This window comes from Mesorhizobium sp. WSM1386 (assembly GCF_055901595.1).
In genome coordinates, this window is sequence record NZ_CM148373.1 from 6,580,855 (window position 1) to 6,599,776 (window position 18,922).

Genomic DNA, 18,922 nt, shown 5'->3' on the forward strand with positions numbered 1-18,922 from the left:
GAGCAGATCAACAGGGGAGCCGGGACGGGTCTGGGCTGGCTAGCCAAGTGGGTGTCCGGCCATGCTCATGCCCGCTATCCAGCTCACCGTCGGAGCAGCTGAACCGCCCGCAACGCCGCCTCGCAGTAGCCCAAGTTTGCTCGATACTCCAGCTATGCCGATGCCCTTGAGACTGTTGAATCGACCACTCTCAGATCCCAGATAAAGCGTGCGGGCCGACGGTAGAGCAACCATTCGGTTTGCTCATTCGAGTTAGCCTAGATACCTCAGGGATGGCCCATAACGGCAGGTTTACGACGGCTGGCTCCGATGAGTCCAATGGGATGATCGGACCCACAGTGGCTGCTTCACATCCCGCAGAAGTGAACGGCACGCGCTCGCCAGGATGAGTGAGGCTGCCGACCGCTCATCAGGTGAACCAACTGTCTCATGACTATATCTGCCCGAACGCCAGAACTGCGTTCGTGCCTCCCATTGCGAAGGCGTTGCTGAGAGCCGTGCGCACCTTGCGCTCGCGTGCCACGTTGGGGGTGATGTCGAGATCGCAATCAGGATCTGGCTCGCGATAATTCGCCGTCGGCGGCACGACACTCTCGCAGATCGCCATCACACAAGCGATCATTTCAATCGCGCTCGCTGCGCCGAGGCAATGCCCGTGCATGGACTTGGTCGAGGAAATGGAGAGCGTACGTGCATGCTCGCCGAAGACGCGCTTGATCGCCGCCGTCTCGACGAGGTCGTTTGCATTGGTCCCGGTGCCATGCGCGTTGAGGTAGTCGACGTCCTCGGCGTTCAGTTTGGCATCGGCAAGGCAGGCGCGCATCGCCATCTCAGGTCCTTCTACAGATGGCGCAGCGATGTGGAAGGCGTCGGCAGAAAGGCCGATACCGACGATCTCGGCGAGTATGGTCGCACCGCGCGCCCTCGCGTGCTCATAGCGTTCCAGAACGGCTATGCCCGCACCCTCTCCCAGCACCAGACCTTTCCTGTCGGCGGAGAAGGGCCGACAGGTGTCCGACGCAAGCACGCGCAGCGCCTCCCAACCCTTCAGGACGCCCCAGATCAATGGCGCTTCCGCGCCGCCGGCAAGCATCACGTCGGCGCGACCGAGCTTGATTTGATCCACCGCGGAGGCAATCGCGTGATTTGCGGAAGCACAAGCTGAGGTGACGCCAAAGACCGGCCCTTTCAGGCCGAGACTCATGCTGACATGGGCGGCAGCTGCGCTTGGCATTACCTTTACCGCTGTTAATGTTTCAGCGCGGGACGCATTGCTCAGAAAGAAGGCGCGGTAGTTTTCCTCGATCGCATCCCATCCGCATACGCCGACTCCCACTGCCGCCCCGAAGCGAAAGGCATTTCCTGCCTCGCAGGAAAGTCCGGCCTGTCTCATGGCTTCGCGCGCTGCTAACACGGCCAGCAGGCTGAAGCGGTCCATGGATATGAGCTGCCTAGGGTTGATGTCGTGTTCCGGCAGCGCTTTTATTTCGGCGCCTATGACCCCCTTCAGTTCATGAAGCTCAGATTTTAGGACCGGGCCGATGGCGGAGCGACCTTCACGCATTCCCGTCCAAATGGCGGCAACGTCGGATCCCAGTCCGCACAGTCCGCCCATTCCGGTGATGACGACACGGCCGTCCATTCAAGCCTCCCCCGGCAGCAAGCCACGGACAGCTTTCACCACGTCTCCCACACTCTGTAGATCTGCCCAGGCATCGGCCGTGTTCATTTCGATTTTGATACCGTAGGCTTGTTCTAAGTCCCAGAGCATGTCAGCCATTGCCAGTGAATCAAGGCCAAGCGAAGTCAGCAACGTGGCACTCGTCATCTCCTTGCCCCCTGGCGTGGGCGTGATCCCCTCCGATGCGGCCCGTTTTTTGATCATCGCGATGATTTCGGCTGTGAGTTGATCTGTCATTTTGTTCCTTTCCAGCTTGCATTCGACGTAGCGGGTGGCCAGTACCTCTCGCCTTGCAACCACACGATGATAGATACGGATGAATCGCCGCCGGTCAGCCGAGTGGGCACAGCCCTACAGCAGCCGACGCGGACCAGCAGATCGAGAATTTGCGAAGTGTAAAAAGGCTTGGGACGTCAAATAGACCTCGGACTGCCCGTCCCATAACCGTAGGGTGCCTGCAGTTCGCTAACGTGGTCGAGATATTTCATAGCTCCGGGCCATTCCGGTCTATCAGGGTTCCGGATGGCCACTCGCTGATGGGCCGTGAGATCGGCATGACCACGACGAGGACGTCCTCAACGCGCGTGGGCGGCAGGTCGAGATATACTTCAGGCTGGGTCGAACGTACGTGAACCCCTGGCATTATGGTCGCAAGGCCGCCTCGGCAGAGCCTGTCAAAATGGTTCCGCATCGCGTGCCGAACCGTGCCGAACGCGAATGGAACGTCAAGTTGGCGCAGTACTGGGTGCATGGCCCGCAACGAAAAGCTGATACCGAGTCCCTCAAGATCCTGGCGCACGCCGTACAGTCCGAGTTCGCCGACCAGGAGATCGGCTTCACCAATCCTGATGAAGCGGCGCAACAATCCGATGTGGGCCGCTACCCCCTGGGAGTCGTAGCCGATTGCCCGCAGTTCGGGCCTTGCCCGAGCCCAACTACGAGCGCCTTGGAATAGCTTTCCGTTCGAGGACCCGGTCGGCTGATACGTGTTTCGGAAAAAGTCAGCGAGTTCGACATGGTCGGCCAGCTCCAACTCATTTTCCCAACATAACCTCCAGCGCAATTGAGAGATTTCCTTCTTTCGAGCTCTTATTAAGGCACTCTTCACGCGGTAGAAGCGATCTGTGCACGTCAGACTCGTCCATTGCGAGATTCTGGGAAATCGGTAAAATTGATTTCTTGCATGTAGCGCATTCACTCCATGGATATTAGAAGATATGCGTTTCAGAGGTCTTGATCTAAACCTTCTCGTCGTGCTTGACGCACTGTTGAGCGAGCGCAACCTCACGGCAGCGGCAGACCGCATTAATCTGAGTCAGCCAGCCATGAGTGCGGCCGTCGCCCGATTGCGCCATTATTTCCACGATGAACTGTTTACGATGAGCGGCCGCGAACGTGCTCTAACGCCGCGAGCGGAAGCACTCGCCCCCGCAGTCCGCGAGGCTCTCTTGCACATCGAGTGCTCAATCATTTCTTCGGATCCGTTCAACCCAGCTCAATCCGAGCGCCGATTCAGGATTTTTCTTTCCGATTTCGTCACGCTCGTGTTTCTGGAAAAGGTCGTAGAGCGTGTTTCACGCGAAGCACCCGCCGTTAGCTTTGAATTGCTCCCTCTCGACGATGCCCCCGATGAGCTTCTCCGGCGCGGTGACATCGATTTTCTAATCATTCCGGAATCGTTAATGTCGAGTGCCCACCCAAAAGTGGCGCTGTTCGATGACACGCTCGTGTGCGTGGGCTGCCCTACGAACAAGCAGCTGCCGGCCCAGCTTTCATTCGAACGATATCTGTCGATGAAGCACGTCGCGGCCAGGGTCGGGCGGACGCTGAGGCCCTCCCTCGAGGAGTGGTTTTTGCTTGAGCATGGTCTCAAGCGACGTGTGGAGGTCTTCGTACAGGCCTATAGCATGATCCCGCCAATGGTATCAGGCACAGCTCGCATAGCGACGATGCCCTTCCGGCTGGTCCAGCATTTCGAAACACGGTTCCCTCTGCAGATCGTCGAACTTCCGCTGCCACTTCCCGCATTCACTGAGGTCGTCCAGTGGCCGGCCGTTCACAGTGGCGATCCAGCGAGTATCTGGATGCGGGAAATAATGTTGGAGGAAGCCTCTCTCATGGCCCCTCCGCACAAACCGGGCGGTCGACGCTCCTAGCTGCCAGACGAGGTGACCAGTGGCGAACGGTCGAAATGGTATCTGAGACATGGATTCCTGGACTTCGTTGAAGAAGCGCATCTGATGTTCAAAGGCGTGGCGGACGGCGAGATCAACTTCTCCGCTACGGCGCGCGAGACGGCTCCTAGGCCGAGTTCTCGTGGGAAGGTCACGACGAAAGCGATTCCGCGTGGGGACGGGCGATGATCGGCACCGCGGATCGCCTCTCTGGCCAGTTCTGCATCCACAATGCCGACGACTCACGTTCATCTGCGAACGCGCTGACATCTGTGGCCCGACAATCCATTGCGCGGTCGAGTGCCTGCGATTGAGACCGCCCACGACAGAAATGTGCTCCAGGCCGTCAGAAAGAATAACACCTCCCGGCAAAGGTGTGGTGGAATGGCTCGTGCACGAGGCGGAACACAGAGTGGTTCCCATCCCGGGATCACGGTCGTGTTTTCTGCAAAGCCACAAAGCGCGATCATGACCGGTTGGTGATGCTCAATGTCACGTGATCGCGCCCAAGACAGAAGATAAATAGGCCGTCGTCAAAAGATGTGCTCCAAAGCTCGACCGGTAGCGCGAATTCGTCCGAATGGATGCAGGAAGTCCGTGAGGCGGAGATTGACGAAGCGCGCAGGGGTGGGGAATTTTGCCTGGCGCTGGACTACAGTTCAGGGCTTGCACCAGGTGGTAATTCCTTGCAAGATTAAGGTTCTGTATGTGCGCGCGAAGCCTCGTAGCAGTGGCGCTTTTTGGTCCAGGCGCATCGACTGATCCATGTGGGAAAGCCCACTCGAGTCTTCGAGGTCGGATGAGTAAGGCGCCGAGTACCTGTCGCGGCGGGTCAATTGGGACAGTGGTCTGGATAGTCTTAACGGTCCGGATTTGCATCGGGCGCCATAGGCTTTAACCCTTTGGAAAAATCGCTGCGTACGATGCCGTGCCGCTGCAGCTTGTCGTAGAAGGTCTTGCGCGGGATACCGAGTGCCTCGATCGTGCGCCGGACATCGCCATCATTGCGGCCAAGTGTCTCGCGGATTACATCGGCCTCATAGCGCTCCAGCCGTTCCGGCAGCGAACCGGCGTCTTCCGTTTGCGCCGATGCGGAAGGTGGCACCTGACCAACTTCCTCCAGCCCGAGCACGAAACGCTCGGCGAAATGTGCGAGTTCGCGCACATTGCCCGGCCAGTCATGCTGGCTGAGATAGCGATGCACCGAAGCCGGAACGGCCGGCATTTGACGGCGGAAACGGGCGGCGGCGCGCTCGGCGAAGTAGAAGAACAGCGGGGCGACGTCGTCACGGCGTTCACGCAGCGGCGGGATCGAGATCGTCACTACATTGAGCCGGTAGTAGAGATCCTCGCGAAAGGCGCCGCGCTGGCCAGGATCGCCGAGATCGACCTTGGCGGCGGCGACGACGCGCAGATCCACTGGGCGGACTTCGTTGGTGCCGAGCGGCGTCACCTCGCGCATTTCCAGCACCCTGAGCATCTGCACCTGGGTTGAAGCCGGCATGCTTTCGATCTCGTCGAGGAACAGCGTGCCGCCGCTTGAATGCTCGATGCGGCCGATGCGCCTCTTGTGTGCGCCGGTGAAGGCGCCGGCCTCGTGGCCGAACAATTCGCTTTCGATCACCGTGTCCGGCAGCGTGCCGCAATTCAGCGCCACGAAATTGCTCTTGGCGCGCCGGCTCCAGCGATGCAGCAGGCTCGCCACCACCTCCTTGCCGGAGCCGGTCTCACCGGTTACCAGCACGTCGACATCAGTGTCGGCGATCTGCCGCAGCGTGCGGCGCAGCCGCTCCATGGCTGGTGTCTGGCCAATCAGCGGCAGCCCTTCCTGCGCCTGCTCGGCCGCCTCGCGCAAAGCGCGGTTCTCCATCACCAGCCGGCGTTTTTCGGCGGCACGGGTGACGCTCTGCGCCAGCCGGTCGGCGGCAAAAGGCTTGGTGATGAAGTCGTAGGCGCCGTCCTTGATCGCCTTGACCGCCATGGCGATGTCGCCATGCCCCGTGACGAGGATGACGGGAATGTCCGGATCGAGCCGCAACACGCGGTCGAAAAGTTGCAGCCCGTCTATCTCGGGCATGCGGATGTCCGACACAACGACGCCGGCACAATTCCTGTCGAGCGCCGCCAGCGCTTCCTTTGCCACCGAGTAGGCCGACACGGCAAAGCCGGCGAGCTCAAGCGTCTGCCTTGTCGCCTTGAGCAGGTCGCTGTCGTCATCGATCAGGATCACCTGTGCGGGATCGTTCTTCGTCATGCCGCGCCGGCTTTCGACAGGTGGATGGTGAAGCGCGTGCCGCTCTCGCTGCTCGCCACCTCGATGCGCCCGCCAAAGTCGGCGACGATGTCCTTGGAGATTACGAGGCCAAGTCCCAGGCCCTTTTCCTTCGAGGTGTTGAAAGGCGTGAACAGGGATTTCAAGATAGCCGGAGGGATGCCCGGACCGTTATCGGAAACGATCAGCGACACGTCTCCGGCGGTTTCGGTGGCGGAGACTTCGACCCGCGCGTCGTCGCGGCCCTCAAGCGCCTCCAGCGCATTCTGGAACAGATTGATCAGCACCTGCTCCAGCCGCAGCCGGTTGCCCATCACCTTCAGCGCCGGCGGCGGCAGCGTGATTGCGAGCGCGTCCAGCCGGCCGGCGAAGCGGCTCCTGAGCAGCACGACGGCGCCCTCGATCACACCGCGGAACTCGACCGGCCCAGCGGCTGTGCGGCCCTTTCGGGCGAAGGCTTTCAGCTCTTCGGTGATGGAGCCGATGCGCTCGGTCAGCGCGGCGATCGCGCCGAGATTCTCCTCGGCTGAGGAGTTCTGCTTGCGCTGCAGGAAAACACGCGCATTGTCGGCATAGGCGCGGATCGTCGCCACTGGCTGATTGATCTCATGCGCGACGCCGGCGGCGACCTGACCGAGCGTCGCAAGGCGGTTGGCCTGCACCAGCTCCTGCTGCATGACCTGCAGCTTCGCCTCGGTGCTGCGATGGTCGGCGATCTCGGCCTGCAGCCGGTCACGCGCAAGGCTGAGGTCCTGCGTGCGTTCGACGACCCGGCGCGCAAGCTCGGCGCGCGCGGCCTGCTCGGCGGCGATCCGCATCTGGGCGGACTGCCGGCGCCACAGCAGATAGGCGGCTAAAGCAAGAAGCGGAACGAGCACGCCGAGCGCCAGGAGCCTCATTTCGAGCTGAGCCGAGGCGATAGGCGCCTCCGCCGGGACGAGATAGTCGAGCCGCCACGGAGTCGAGGGCACGGCGGTCGACACCCTTAGATATACCGCATCGCCACTACCCGGCGTAATCGCGTGAACAAGCGCGACATCGGCGCTCAATGCCTGCGGACGGGCGAGAGGCAAGGACACCAGCGGCGCCTCGCCGAACTGCTGGCTGGTGCGGATATCGGCAAGCGCCGGCCGGCCAAGCGGCGCCGTCGTCATGAAACGCCAGGACGGCACACTGGTGATCAGCACCACGCCATGCTCTTCGCTGACATAGGCCGGACGATTGGCCTCGTGCCAGTCGGCCTCGAGCTGATCGAACTCCATCTTGACCACAACGACGCCAACCGGTGCCACCGCGCTCCCGACGCGGCGCGAAATGTAGAGCCCGGGATGCTTGCTGATATTTCCGAGCGCAAAATATTCGGCGGTGCCCGATCGCATAGCTCCGGAGAAATAAGCGCGAAAGCCGTAGTCCTTGCCCACAAAACTCACCGGCTCGCGCCAGTTGCTGGAGGCGATCGCGACACCGTCGGTGCCGGTGACAAAGAGCACCGAGGCCTTTGTGCCTGAAACCAGGCCTTGAAGCTTGCGATTCAAGACGTCGATCGAGGCGGGGCTGCGCTCGGTTAGCGCGTCGTTGACCTGCTGATCTTCCGACAGGAGCAGCGGCAGCGCGCGCGGATTTTCCAACACCGCGCGCAATAGCGCCACCTTGAGTTTGGCGTCGGCGCGTCCTTGCGTGGCTAAAGCTTCGATCTCCGTCGAACGGCCATAAAGGCCCGCGCCATAGAGCGCTGCGAACACGATCAGAAGCGCCACTGCCGTGAACAGCAACCAAGCGCGCCGCGCCCGTCCGGCAACCAGTTCGGGCGTCGAGGCAAGGACGGCGGCAGGGAGTTGCAGCATGCCGCATATGTGCACAATTCCGCACAAAGCACAATTAGACCCATGCGGATTGTCGCACCCGACATCCTGCTGGAAGGTTATCCTACCCAGGCCGACGCGGCAGGCTCGGCGTGATGTTGCCTAGCTGGCCGCTGAAATGGCGAAAAAGCCGTCAGAAAGCCTAAACGGGTTGACATAGATTGAGACAAAGGCGACGTTAGCCGTTGAGATCGACGCACGCGCGTTCACGGCCGAAATGGCCCGACCGTTGGCAGAAGCCGGTGTAAACCGGGCGAGCTTTGATCCCGCCGTCCAAATCTATTAACCGAAGGCACAGACTGACGCGGCGGTCGATCAAATGCGCCGGCGCGATCCTCCGCATCACCTTCCAAGGCTCCAGGAGCCCGCAATCCCGACCCGCATATGACAACGATCAAGTTTGCTCGTACGGGATCAGTGCTACCGCGCCGTTATGCGCTCGCCCTTCAAGGCACCCAAAGCCTCGTCTATCTCGGCCTCGAGCACCTCCTGCATCACCGCACCGATTCACTTCGGGCTGTCCATCCGTATTCGAAAGCGGAATGTCTTTGACGGCGGCGCTGGTCGATTTACCTTTTTATCTTGGTCATGGTGGCGTTCCTTCCAGGGAATAGGTGACGTGAACAATCATCAGCCTGCCATGACCCTCTCAGCGAATTTGCAGAACTCTCAGCACACTAACTCCGCACGTGAATGGGAACCTCTCGAGCGCCCATGGAGATAGCGCTGTAGGGACCGAGCGCCAGAGGTAGCAGGAGACAGTTCGCCGGTAAGATCGCGTTGCTGCCTCAACCCAATCGAAGAACCCATGATGACGACGACACGATGAACTTTCGCGCCACACAGCACGGACCTGATCGAATGTCTCAATGGCGAGATCAACCGCGGAGCCGACGTGGTCGGCATCTTCCGAACGACAACGCCATCCTCCGCCTCGTCTGCGGGCTGCTGCTTGAGCAAACGATAATGGCCGCTGCACCAGAGTGGACATAAGAGGAGCGTGATCCCCTTATAAGCCTGCCTAGCCCCGTGGCACGCCGCCCGGCCATACCGAAGAGCTAGCTACAAACGCAGCCAGCTAGGATGTTTAGTCCCGGTATTTGCTGGAGCGGATTGAGAGTGAAGCGCTCGGGCTGGGAAGCCCATGCCTTGCAGATGAACTCGTAGGGGGTGAGACCTTTGAGGGTCTTCAGCCTGCGGCCGAAGTTGTAGGCTGCGACGAAGTCGGCAAGGTGCCGACGCAGTTGGTCGTGATCGTCCTAGTGGAACCGCTTGACCGTAGCGTCCTTGATGGTGCGGTTCATGCGCTCGACCTGGCCGTTGGTCCAAGGATGCTTTGGCTTTGTGGTTCGATGTTCGATATCGTTCCTGGCGCAGGTGAGTTCGAAGGCATGGGCTCGGAATATCTCGCCATTTGCGATCGCTTCCTTGATCAGTGGAACGGCCGAACCGCCAGCTCCTGGCGTGGTGAACTGGATGCCGTAGCACCTACGGAAGGAATGAGCGGAGGCAGCCGAGACAGCGGTGCGCGCAGCTTTTCGCTGCAAGCGCGCACCGCTGAAGGCGGCCATGGCCAGTCAAGGTTTCTCTAGAATGTGAGTGTTCACAACCCATTCGGAGAGACCGACCATGACCAGCGCACATATTATACCCGCCGATGCGGTGTTGGTAGCCATCGACATTGCCAAGGTTCGCAATGAAGTTCTGATCGAAGACCCAAGCCATAAACGTCGCCGCCGGCTGCAGGTCCTAAACACTCGCGCAGAGCATGACCGGCTGATCGAGATCCTTCAGGCCTATGGCAGACCCGTGATCTGCGCATTCGAGGCGACCGGGAACTATCACCGGCCCATTGCATGGCGCTTGGCTGAAGCCGGTTTCGAGGTGCGGCTGGTGTCGTCGCTGGCACTCGCCCGAACCCGTGAGGCTTTGCACAACAGCTGGGACAAGAACGATCCCAAGGATGCGCAGGTGATGCTGCACATGCTCAAGATCCAGGCGACCCAGCGCTACCATGATCCACTGCGCGCCGGCATCAACGATGTGCAGGAGCTGTCGAAGACCCATGAAGCGATCGCAAGGGCCAAGACCGAGATACAGCACCGCATCCTGACGCATTATCTGCCGCTATATTTCCCCGAGATCGATCGCTTCCGGGGAAACAGCCGCAGCGATTGGTTCTTCGCTTTCCTCGATGCCTTTCCGACACCGGCAAGTATCACGACGCTGACGAAGGAAGAGTTTGTGACAGCCGCGTGGGATGTCGTCGGCCGCAAGGTCAGCAAGGCGCAGATTCTGATGGATATTTACGAGACGGCACGCACATCGATCGGATTGCCGTTGCCGCTTGATGCCCCTGCCATTTGTATGTTCCGGATGGTCATTGCCGAAGCACGCAGCCTGATCCGGCAACGCAATGAGATCGAAACGCAGGCGGACGAACTGCTGCGGCACAGCCAGGATTACCAGCTCCTGCGACAGATCCCGGGCATCGGGCCGATCAACGCGTTGACGATCATTGCCGAAGCCGGAGATTTGCGCCGCTTCCATCATCACCGCCAGTTTCTCAAATTCTGCGGGCTGGATCTCTCAACCCAGCAGTCAGGCCAATATCGCGGCCAGACCCGCCTTTCCAAATTCGGCAATGCTCGGCTGCGCCGAACCCTGTGGATCGCCGGACAAGTCGCCATCCGTCAGCGTGAGAATGGCTTTCGACACAAGTTCGAACGCTACATCGCGAGGGATCGCGACAATCCCGATCTGCGCCGCAAGGCGATGACCGCAATTACTGCCAAGATGGCCCGCGTCGTGCACGCTGTCGTCAAAGGTGGTTCCGACTACCGGCCCTTCGTCGAAGGGCGGGTGCCAGGTGGAAGGACCTCTGTCAGCTAGGGCCGTGAGGGCATCGCTTCGATGACCCTGTAGATAATGTTCGGGTCTTCCACCTGGATCAGAAGCTCGTGTTGAGGACGGTGAGGGCCGCCATTGCGCGTACCCTGTGTTTGCTATGGACGAGACCTTTTCCCTCATAAGTGGAAGCCGCTTGGTTCGATCACCCAACTTGACGAGCGTCACGCGGCGAGAGCATGCTGGCGAACAGAGAGACTTGGACTGTCTGCCCCATTTCCTTCCGCGCTTAGGACGTTGTCGGTGAGAACGGTGTGGATCCTGTAGGGGACGGCCGCGATCAGGCGTAGCAGAAACTCTTTGGAAATGGCTGTCGGAGCCTTCTCGTGCAGTTCGACCAAGGCAAATTTCGAGGTCCGGTCGATGGCGACGAACATGTGTAGCTTGCCCTGCTCGGTTCGGACCTCCGCGATATCAATGTGGAAGAAGCCGATCGGATAGGCCTTGAACTTCTTCTTCGCCGGCCTGTCGCCGTCGACATCGGCAATCGGCCGATGCCGTGGCGCTGCAGCCAGCGGTGCAATGAAGAACGTGTCAGATGCGGGATTGTCGGCTGCAATGCGTAGAGGCAATCATCGAGCGGCAGCAGCGTGTGCCGGCGGAAGGCCACAACGACAGCCTCTTCCTCGACAGACAGAACCGTCGATCTCGGCTCCCTGGGGCCGGTGGGTAGATCGGCGGTCGAACTCCGCTTCTTCCACTTAGCGACCGTCTTAGGATTGATGCCGTAGCGCTTCGAAAGCGTCCTCAGGCTCGCTTGACTATGCTGTATCGCTCGACGGATCGCCTCTGTCGTTGTGGCGCTCCCATGCAGAATCTGGCCCATAGCGCATCCTTTGATTCGGACGACAATGATGAACCATCAAAGCCTGGGATCAAACATTTAGATCATTTCTTCGGGCACGATCAAGATTTTGCGATAAAGAAATCGTACGTCTCATGATGTCATCTAACGACTACTCCACTCTTTGTATTGGACCCGAAAGGCCGCTCGACTGGCTCTCCCACCATTGCCCATGATGAGGCATAGACAGATCCGAATCGAGAATAGTCATGGCTGCGGTCAGCGTGACTCACTGGCTCACCTGCGAGCAGTCTATAAGCGCCTGCGACGTCTTAAGGGCTCACAGGGAGACATCCGGGAGGCCTCTTCTAACAATGTCTGTCTCATCCAAATACTTGCCGGATCACTATTGTGAAGTGACGGCCATTGAACGGCCTCGGTGAACACGGGCAGCGGCAGCGGGAGTTCTACGATGCGCAAGGGGAAGTTTTTTTTGAAATGCTCGACCAGCCGAAAGGGTATTGTCCCTATTCTAGGGGTGCCCGAGACCATCGGCGGAATTATGCTAAACCCCTGCACAGCCACCTCGACACGTCTCTTTAGGCCATGCTCAACGAGAAACCGTTCTTCAATCGAGGGTTTGAACGTCCGGCCAAACGTGACCGCAACGTGTCTCATTGACATGTATCTCTCGAATGTAAGCTGCCTCGGCAGTTTCTTGTTGGTCGGGCAGCCCACGCACACGAGTGTGTCCTCGAACAAGGCTGCTCTTGGATGAGCCTCCGACATGAACAATTCCGGAATGATAAGAAAGTCGACGTCACCACGGCGGAGTAGCTCGTTAGGGTCATCCTCCAGTGGGGATACCTCGAAGCTGATGGCGGGTGCCTCACGTGCAACACGCTCCACTACCTTTTCCAAAAACACGAGCGTGACGAAATCGGAAAGAATGATCCTGAAGCAGCGATCGGATTGAGCGGGGGTGAACGGATCCCAAGAAATGATTGAGCACTGGATGTGCAGAAGTGCATCCCGAACGGCAGGGGCGAGTGTTTCCGCGCGTGGTGTCAGTACCCGTTCGCGGCCGCTCATCGCAAACAGTTCATCGTTAAAAAAATGGCGAAGCCGGGCGACTGCCGCGCTCATAGCCGGCTGACTCAGATTGATGCGAGTTGCCGCCACTGTGAGGTTTCGCTCAGTCAGCAGTGCGTCGAGCACGACGAGAAGGTTCAGATCAAGGCCTTTGAAACGCATGGGTCGTATATATCCGCAACCTGAATGCCTGTCATTGACACAATCGATTTTACAGACTTTGCGAAACGTTACACAGGGAGGAGGTCCAGATGCAGCACCGTACTCTGGTGTCCGCGTGTCTTGACCATGCTGAATTTGGATTTGGCGCGGCACTGCAGTAGTGTTTTCATGCAAATTTTTGCGACAACAGACTATTACCATGGTATTGCCTTGACAAATGGCTACACAGGCTGGCGCACATATACAACAGTACTGTCTCTTGTATCCCGTGGAACTGAGCCGCTCGGTGATTATTTGGAGTTCTGATTTGCCCCATCGAGAAACCCAACCAGCTAAACGTCTATCGTACCATGGAAACGTCCGGGATCATTTCCTCGATTTCGCAAAATTTGTGTTAATCGCTCTCGTTATTGTTGGCCACCTTCTGCAAAGCATCGTGTATAGAGGCGATGCACACTTCTGGGACGTCCCATACTTTAAAGCTATATATATGTTTCACATGCCGTTGTTCATGGCCATAAGTGGATATTTAGCGTCTAGCTCAATATTACGGAAGCCTTTCTTCGGAGGTGTGGTCAGCCGTGCAATGCAATTGTTGCCGCCGATGGTATTTTGGTGTGGCGTAGTGGTACTAATTCGGCTCGTCGCCAATCATAATTCGCGCAGTGCGGCTGGTGGCCTAATCGGCTTCTTGTCGCAAGAAATCATTGGGACCTACTGGTTCATATGGGCCGCATTTATTTCCTTTGCCCTCGTCAAGGGCTTTATGTCATTCGGCCGTTTCTCGCCGTGGCTCGTTGTAGGGTCCGCCTTTATATTTGCGTTGCTGCCAATCACATCGTCCATAGCCCCCCTGGTGAGGTACACTTATCCGTTCTTCTGCGTGGGATTTCTGTTCGCATGGAAAGGTGATTCGGTGCGCCATGCCGTGACGGAACAGTACCACATCTGGACAATTCTAACCGGCATTGTCACGTTGTTGTGCTTTATCGCTTGGGATCGGGAGACTTACGCATACAATAATGCAGTTTCGATCTATGACTTGGCTTCAGCAAAAAAAGTTCTTGTCATGTTTACCGGATCCGCGGCAGCTTCCGCACTGGCGCTGGCGGCTATCTTGGAGATATGGAGGCGTACTGGCTCATCTCGAATGGCTCGGTTTTTGGCCGTTGAAATTGGTCAGGGCACGCTTCTGCTTTACCTAGTGCAGGGTGCCGTTTTCCGCATCATGGACTGGGTATTATTCGGGCAGCTTTGGGGTATCACGAACCGAATCGCGGTCGCGGGCGTGCTCGGCGCGGTCACGGTTGTGACGGCGGTTGTGGTTAGGAGCGCAGCGAACGACCTTGGGTCCGTGGCGCGGACAATCGTTGGAGCGGCGCCACGGGCAGATCAGTCGCTCATTACAGCGAGTCCCGGACGACGCCGCTGATCATGGACAGCCTGCGAGCTTCACAGAAATATCCTGACGCGTGAATACGGTACACTTCCGAGTTTAACACTCTGCGATCAGACAACTCATCGGTTCCGCAGCGCTGTTCTGTTCGGGAGCGGCCTGCGTGAGCTAGTGTTCGCTGAGGTGACTGCGCCGCACGCCGGGTAAGGGACGGCGGGCGGCCGGCTCCTCCTTGCGAATCGGATCGGGTCATTGCTTCAAGCATGCCAGCCTGACGCAAGGAGTTCACAATATCCATCCCGGCCCGCCGTCCGAGGCGAGGCAAGGAGGTCCTCGCCCTAATCTGCGCGATGCGGTCGACAAACTTCGTTCCCACCGACGAAGCGCTAACTTCAGAACTCCAATGATCGGCTCTCGGAGAACGGCTTCGTTTGTCTTGGTCCTCTGATGGGCAGAACGAACTTCAAGCCGGATTAGATCGGAGGGCCGGCGCCGGCCGCCTAGAAGGGGGTATTGCTTGACCTGGAAAGCCATCCGGCGCAGAAAAATGGTGGAATACCATCTGCGGTGCCGAGTTTCCTTTCATAGATGGAAGGTTGCCTCGATTGACTACCCCCCCCTGTTCCGATTTGTTCAATCCGGCTTGCCCTGCGCTTGGGCAGAGGACTAAAACCATCGATCGGTTGAGGGGGAAGCCAAGACATTCGCCAAGCAGCCCGCTTGGCATTAGACCATACGCCGCTCCAACTTTAAGTCAGAGGTTGTCGCACTTCTCTGAGACACCGCAGGTACGCCGTGCCGGGATTTAAATTAGGCGCGGGATCGAGGATGACATGCACCACAACATTGGCAAGCTGGGCCGAAACATCAAACAGACCAAAACATACGGCGCATCACCTGTCAAGTCCGAGGCGGAAGGCGCGCTCTCTACTGTTCCGCCTCACGAACGCGCGCTTAGCGGCATCTTAGAGATATCCAAAGTTGTCAGCGCCTCTTATCGCCTAGAAGTCGCATTCACCAAAATTGTCGCTCACCTGGGCTCTTTATTGCCAATGCGCAACGGCATCATCTCACTCTTCGACGCTGACGGCGCACTTGACATCGCCGTAGGCAGCGACTGGGACGAGAGCAGCGATGAGCGCTATCGGAAGCGCCTGCCGCGGCATGCAATCGACCAGATCGTGGCGACAGGGACCCCGCTCGTAGCCGAAAACGCAGCTGCGGATTCGGCGTTCAGTGCCGCCGACCTGCAAGTTCTCGGAGCTTCTGACTCCGCAAGAGTGTCGTTCATCGGCGTTCCCATTCGCGTCGATGCAAACGTGGTCGGGACCTTGACCCTCGACCGAATGCTCGTCCCTATGTCAAGGTGTGCACTCGATTTCGAGGTCGAACTGCTCACTCTCGCTGCCATCTTGGTGGGACAAATAGTCAAGTCACATCGCTTGCCAGCAGGCGACGACAAGCCACCGATGTCAGAGAGGGAGGGGCTGCAAAGGCGGGCTGGGCGGGAGCCTAAAAAGATTGTCGTCAAGGGGATGGTTGGCGAGAGTCCAGCCTTCCACTCCCTCCTTGAGAAGGTCGCCGTTGTAGCCCAGACGAAGACGACGGTTCTGCTGCGAGGCGAATCGGGTACTGGGAAGGAGCTGGTTGCCAAGGCGCTTCACGAGCTGTCGCCTCGCGCCAAGCGGCCTTTCATCAAACTCAATTGCGCTGCGCTGCCTGAAACAGTTCTGGAATCCGAATTGTTCGGACATGAGAAAGGTGCCTTCACTAGCGCGTTCAACTCACGCAAGGGACGCTTTGAGCTCGCCGACAAGGGAACGTTGTTTTTGGACGAGATCGGCGAGATCTCGGCCTCGTTTCAGGCAAAACTGCTGCGCGTTCTGCAGGAGCAGGAATTCGAACGCGTCGGCAGTAACCAGACACTCAAGGTCGATGTGCGCGTGATTGCTGCCACCAACAAGAACTTAGAAGAGGCGGTCGTAAGAAACGAGTTCCGAGCTGACCTTTACTATCGCCTTAGCGTGATCCCGTTGCTGGTCCCGGCGTTGCGCGAACGGCGCAGTGATATTCCACTGCTCGCCGCTCAGTTTCTCAGGAATTTCAATGAAGAGAACGGTCGCGCGTTGACGTTCGATCAGGGTGCCATTGACGTCCTAACGAACTGTGATTTTCCGGGCAACATCAGAGAGCTCGAAAATTGCGTTCAGCGGGCGGCCGTCTTGGCGGCGGGCCCATCAATCGGCAGGTGTGATCTTGCCTGCTACGGGAAGTGCTGTGCCGCCGCGCTGTGGAAGATTGGACCGGGTAAGATCGCGCAGCCGCCTGGGCTACCCCCTGTGGCAACCACGTCGGCCGCAGCACTCCCGTCTGGGCTCGGCGAGCAGGCACCGTTGTTTCCTACTGGCGCACCTTACGTCAATGGTACTAGGCTGACCGATGTCGACCGTGTCATTGAAGCCATGGAAAGATCCGGCTGGGTGCAGGCAAAGGCAGCGCGTCTGCTCGGATTGACACCGCGGCAGATTGGCTACGTTCTCAGGAAATACGAGATCCAGATTAAGCGTCTGTGAAAGGACGAATATCTAAACACAACAGCGTTGTTGATGACCGCGCCTTGGCCGGACGCCTTCACGCGGACACGGCATCGGCGTCCAGCTGATCGAGGAGAGCTTCCCGAACCTCCGACCGTCGGCGCTCCTAAGGTAATCGGAGCCTAACAGATGTGGCCCGATCGCTTACGATCGTCCATGGGCTCAACGCGGATGCCCGGCCCAGCCATGAAAACCGAATGATCTTTCGGATCCTTCTGCCGAATAGCAACCTGCTGCGGCGACCAACTGTCAGTACCTCGGTCCCGCGGCGACAACATCAGCCTGAGGCAAGCGGCCCTCAGAGAGCCGAGTGCCAATGATTACATGACTGCCGGAAGCGACTCTACCGGACCTCCCCTGCCCCGGGGCGATCGTATGGCGATACTTTGTGGCGAATATGTAGAACGCACTCTGATAATTACCGCACAATCGCATAATTTGGGGGCCGCCTAATTGATAATTGCTGCGACTGGCGGACTTTCCAGCCGGCCCCGCGCGCGATGGCGGGCGAGCCGTTCAGCTTGCCAGCGCCCCACCATTCTTGAGCCCAGTCAGCCCTCGCATACCGTATCGAGCGTTTGACATTGGCTTTCCGAATTGGATAGCGCCTGAAGGTCGGCATCTGCGTGGAGGATCTGCTTTGTAAGCCGTGCAGCGGCAGCACAGCGCCGCTAAGATCGAGTTGCCCTTCCCGAGAGATGGGTGACAGTTCATTCCGGATAGATGGGTTACACTTTGGGCCCTTTGCAAGGAGAGCAAGGTGCCTTGGAAGGAGTGTAACGTCATGGAAGAGCGGCTGAAGTTCGTCGCCCGGTTGCTGGACGGCGAGAAGATGGCGGTGCTTTGCCGGGAGTTCGATATCTCGCGCAAGACCGGCTACAAGATCCTCACGCGCTACAATGACAGCGGCCTTGAAGGGCTGACGGATCGATCGCGCCGGCCCTATCGCCACGCCAATCAGCTTCCGTTTCAAATCGAGAAGCTGATTGTGCGCCTGAAGCAAGATAAGCCGACATGGGGGGCGCCGAAGATACGCGAGCGGCTGGCCCGGCTGTATCCCGATGTGCACCGGCCCGCGATCTCGACAGTGCATGCGGTGCTCGACCGGCACGGCATGGTCGAGCACCGCAAGCGAAGGCGCAACAGGGCGACGGGGACACCGCTTTCAAACGGCTATCGACCCAACGATCTTTGGTGTGCCGACTACAAGGGCGAGTTCATGCTCGCCGACCGACGTTATTGCTATCCCCTGACCATCACCGACTTCGCCAGCCGCTATCTCATCGCCTGCGAGGCGCTGTCGACCACCAAGGAAGCCTTTGCCTTCACCGTGTTCGAAAGCGTTTTCAAAGAGTTCGGCCTGCCCAGCGCGATCAGGACCGACAATGGCGTTCCCTTCGCCAGCCCCAACGCGCTGTTCAACCTCAGCAAGCTGTCGGTCTGGTGGCTGCGCCTGGGCATCGACATCGAGCGCATCAAGCCGGGCTGCCCGCAGCAGAACGGGCGCCATGAACGCATGCACCTCACCCTGAAGAGGGAAGCCACCAAACCGGCAGGCGCCAATTTCCTTCAGCAGCAGGCCAGGTTCGATGACTTCATCGACGAGTTCAACTCAGAACGCCCGCATCAGGCACTCGGCATGGACCGTCCGGCAGAGCGCTACACGCCCTCAACGCGCCCCTACACCGGCCTGCCGGACCTCGACTATCCGTTTCACGACAAGGCTGTCACCGTCACCACCTGCGGCCGCATCTGCTACAATCGCAAGAAGATCAATCTCAGTCTCGTCTTCGCCGGCCAGACCGTCGGCATCAAACAGGTCGAGGACCATATCTGGCTGGCTACCTTCATGGACTATGATTTGGGATATTTCGACGATGAGACATGCAGGCTCGAACCACTCCAAAACCCTTTCGGGCCAAAAGTGTTACCCATGTCTCCGGTATAAACCGTAACCTATGTGTCCGGAACGGACCAGTGGATCAACGTCACAATGCC

10 protein-coding genes and 3 pseudogenes are annotated in these 18,922 nt (G+C 58.8%); 5 read left to right on the top strand and 8 right to left on the bottom strand.

Annotated features, from left to right (window positions below):
- Window positions 1–433: 433 nt before the first annotated feature.
- The 3 genes from AC0NIH_RS32025 to AC0NIH_RS32035 all read right to left on the bottom strand — a co-directional run bounded on the left by AC0NIH_RS32025 (window position 434) and on the right by AC0NIH_RS32035 (window position 2,753).
- A complete protein-coding gene (locus AC0NIH_RS32025) occupies window positions 434–1,642 on the bottom strand; it encodes a beta-ketoacyl-[acyl-carrier-protein] synthase family protein (RefSeq protein ID WP_473467563.1) in 1,209 nt (402 codons plus the stop codon).
- Window positions 1,643–1,918: an acyl carrier protein gene (locus tag AC0NIH_RS32030; RefSeq protein WP_473467561.1), complete on the bottom strand. Its 276-nt coding sequence runs from the start codon at window positions 1,916–1,918 to the stop codon at window positions 1,643–1,645.
- A 247-nt stretch (window positions 1,919–2,165) separates the two neighbouring features.
- The gene (locus AC0NIH_RS32035) at window positions 2,166–2,753 is read right to left on the bottom strand and encodes a NodA family N-acyltransferase (RefSeq protein ID WP_473467661.1); all 588 of its coding nucleotides are present in this window, start codon (window positions 2,751–2,753) and stop codon (window positions 2,166–2,168) included.
- A 145-nt stretch (window positions 2,754–2,898) separates the two neighbouring features.
- On the opposite strand from AC0NIH_RS32035, the gene AC0NIH_RS32040 reads away from it, so the two are divergent.
- Window positions 2,899–3,837: a LysR family transcriptional regulator gene (locus AC0NIH_RS32040; RefSeq protein WP_473467560.1), complete on the top strand. Its 939-nt coding sequence runs from the start codon at window positions 2,899–2,901 to the stop codon at window positions 3,835–3,837.
- Window positions 3,838–4,714: 877 nt separating this feature from the next.
- On the opposite strand, the gene AC0NIH_RS32045 is transcribed toward AC0NIH_RS32040, so the two are convergent.
- The 3 genes and pseudogenes from AC0NIH_RS32045 to AC0NIH_RS32055 form a co-directional block, all read right to left on the bottom strand.
- The gene (locus AC0NIH_RS32045) at window positions 4,715–6,109 is read right to left on the bottom strand and encodes a sigma-54-dependent transcriptional regulator (RefSeq protein WP_473467558.1); all 1,395 of its coding nucleotides are present in this window, start codon (window positions 6,107–6,109) and stop codon (window positions 4,715–4,717) included.
- Entirely contained in the window at window positions 6,106–7,971 is a 1,866-nt protein-coding gene (locus AC0NIH_RS32050; protein ID WP_473467555.1) for an ATP-binding protein, read from the bottom strand. Before AC0NIH_RS32050 ends, AC0NIH_RS32045 begins: the two co-directional genes overlap by 4 nt.
- A 1,076-nt stretch (window positions 7,972–9,047) precedes the next feature.
- Window positions 9,048–9,383: pseudogene (locus tag AC0NIH_RS32055) on the bottom strand (integrase core domain-containing protein); the annotation flags it as partial.
- Between the two features lie 235 nt (window positions 9,384–9,618).
- Between AC0NIH_RS32055 and AC0NIH_RS32060 the strand changes: the two are divergent.
- Window positions 9,619–10,906, top strand: a pseudogene (locus AC0NIH_RS32060) (IS110 family RNA-guided transposase).
- Between the two features lie 226 nt (window positions 10,907–11,132).
- Here the strand turns inward: AC0NIH_RS32060 and AC0NIH_RS32065 are convergent.
- Window positions 11,133–11,722 (bottom strand): annotated as a pseudogene (locus AC0NIH_RS32065) (transposase family protein); the annotation flags it as partial.
- Between the two features lie 270 nt (window positions 11,723–11,992).
- On the bottom strand, window positions 11,993–12,934 hold the full coding sequence (locus AC0NIH_RS32070; RefSeq protein ID WP_473467553.1) for a LysR family transcriptional regulator: 942 nt from the start codon (window positions 12,932–12,934) through the stop codon (window positions 11,993–11,995).
- A gap of 307 nt (window positions 12,935–13,241) precedes the next feature.
- Between AC0NIH_RS32070 and nolL the strand changes: the two genes are divergently transcribed.
- The 3 genes from nolL (at window position 13,242) to AC0NIH_RS32085 (ending at window position 18,872) form a co-directional block, all read left to right on the top strand.
- Window positions 13,242–14,366 carry a nodulation factor fucose acetyltransferase NolL gene (nolL, locus tag AC0NIH_RS32075; protein WP_473467659.1) on the top strand — a complete coding sequence of 375 codons (1,125 nt, stop codon included), beginning with the start codon at window positions 13,242–13,244 and terminating at the stop codon, window positions 14,364–14,366.
- A gap of 797 nt (window positions 14,367–15,163) precedes the next feature.
- Window positions 15,164–16,903, top strand: a complete 1,740-nt coding sequence (nifA, locus tag AC0NIH_RS32080) for a nif-specific transcriptional activator NifA (protein ID WP_473467551.1) — start codon at window positions 15,164–15,166, stop codon at window positions 16,901–16,903.
- A 781-nt stretch (window positions 16,904–17,684) separates the two neighbouring features.
- Window positions 17,685–18,872, top strand: coding sequence for an IS481 family transposase (locus AC0NIH_RS32085; RefSeq protein ID WP_474025119.1), 1,188 nt, complete (start codon window positions 17,685–17,687; stop codon window positions 18,870–18,872).
- Window positions 18,873–18,922: the final 50 nt, after the last annotated feature.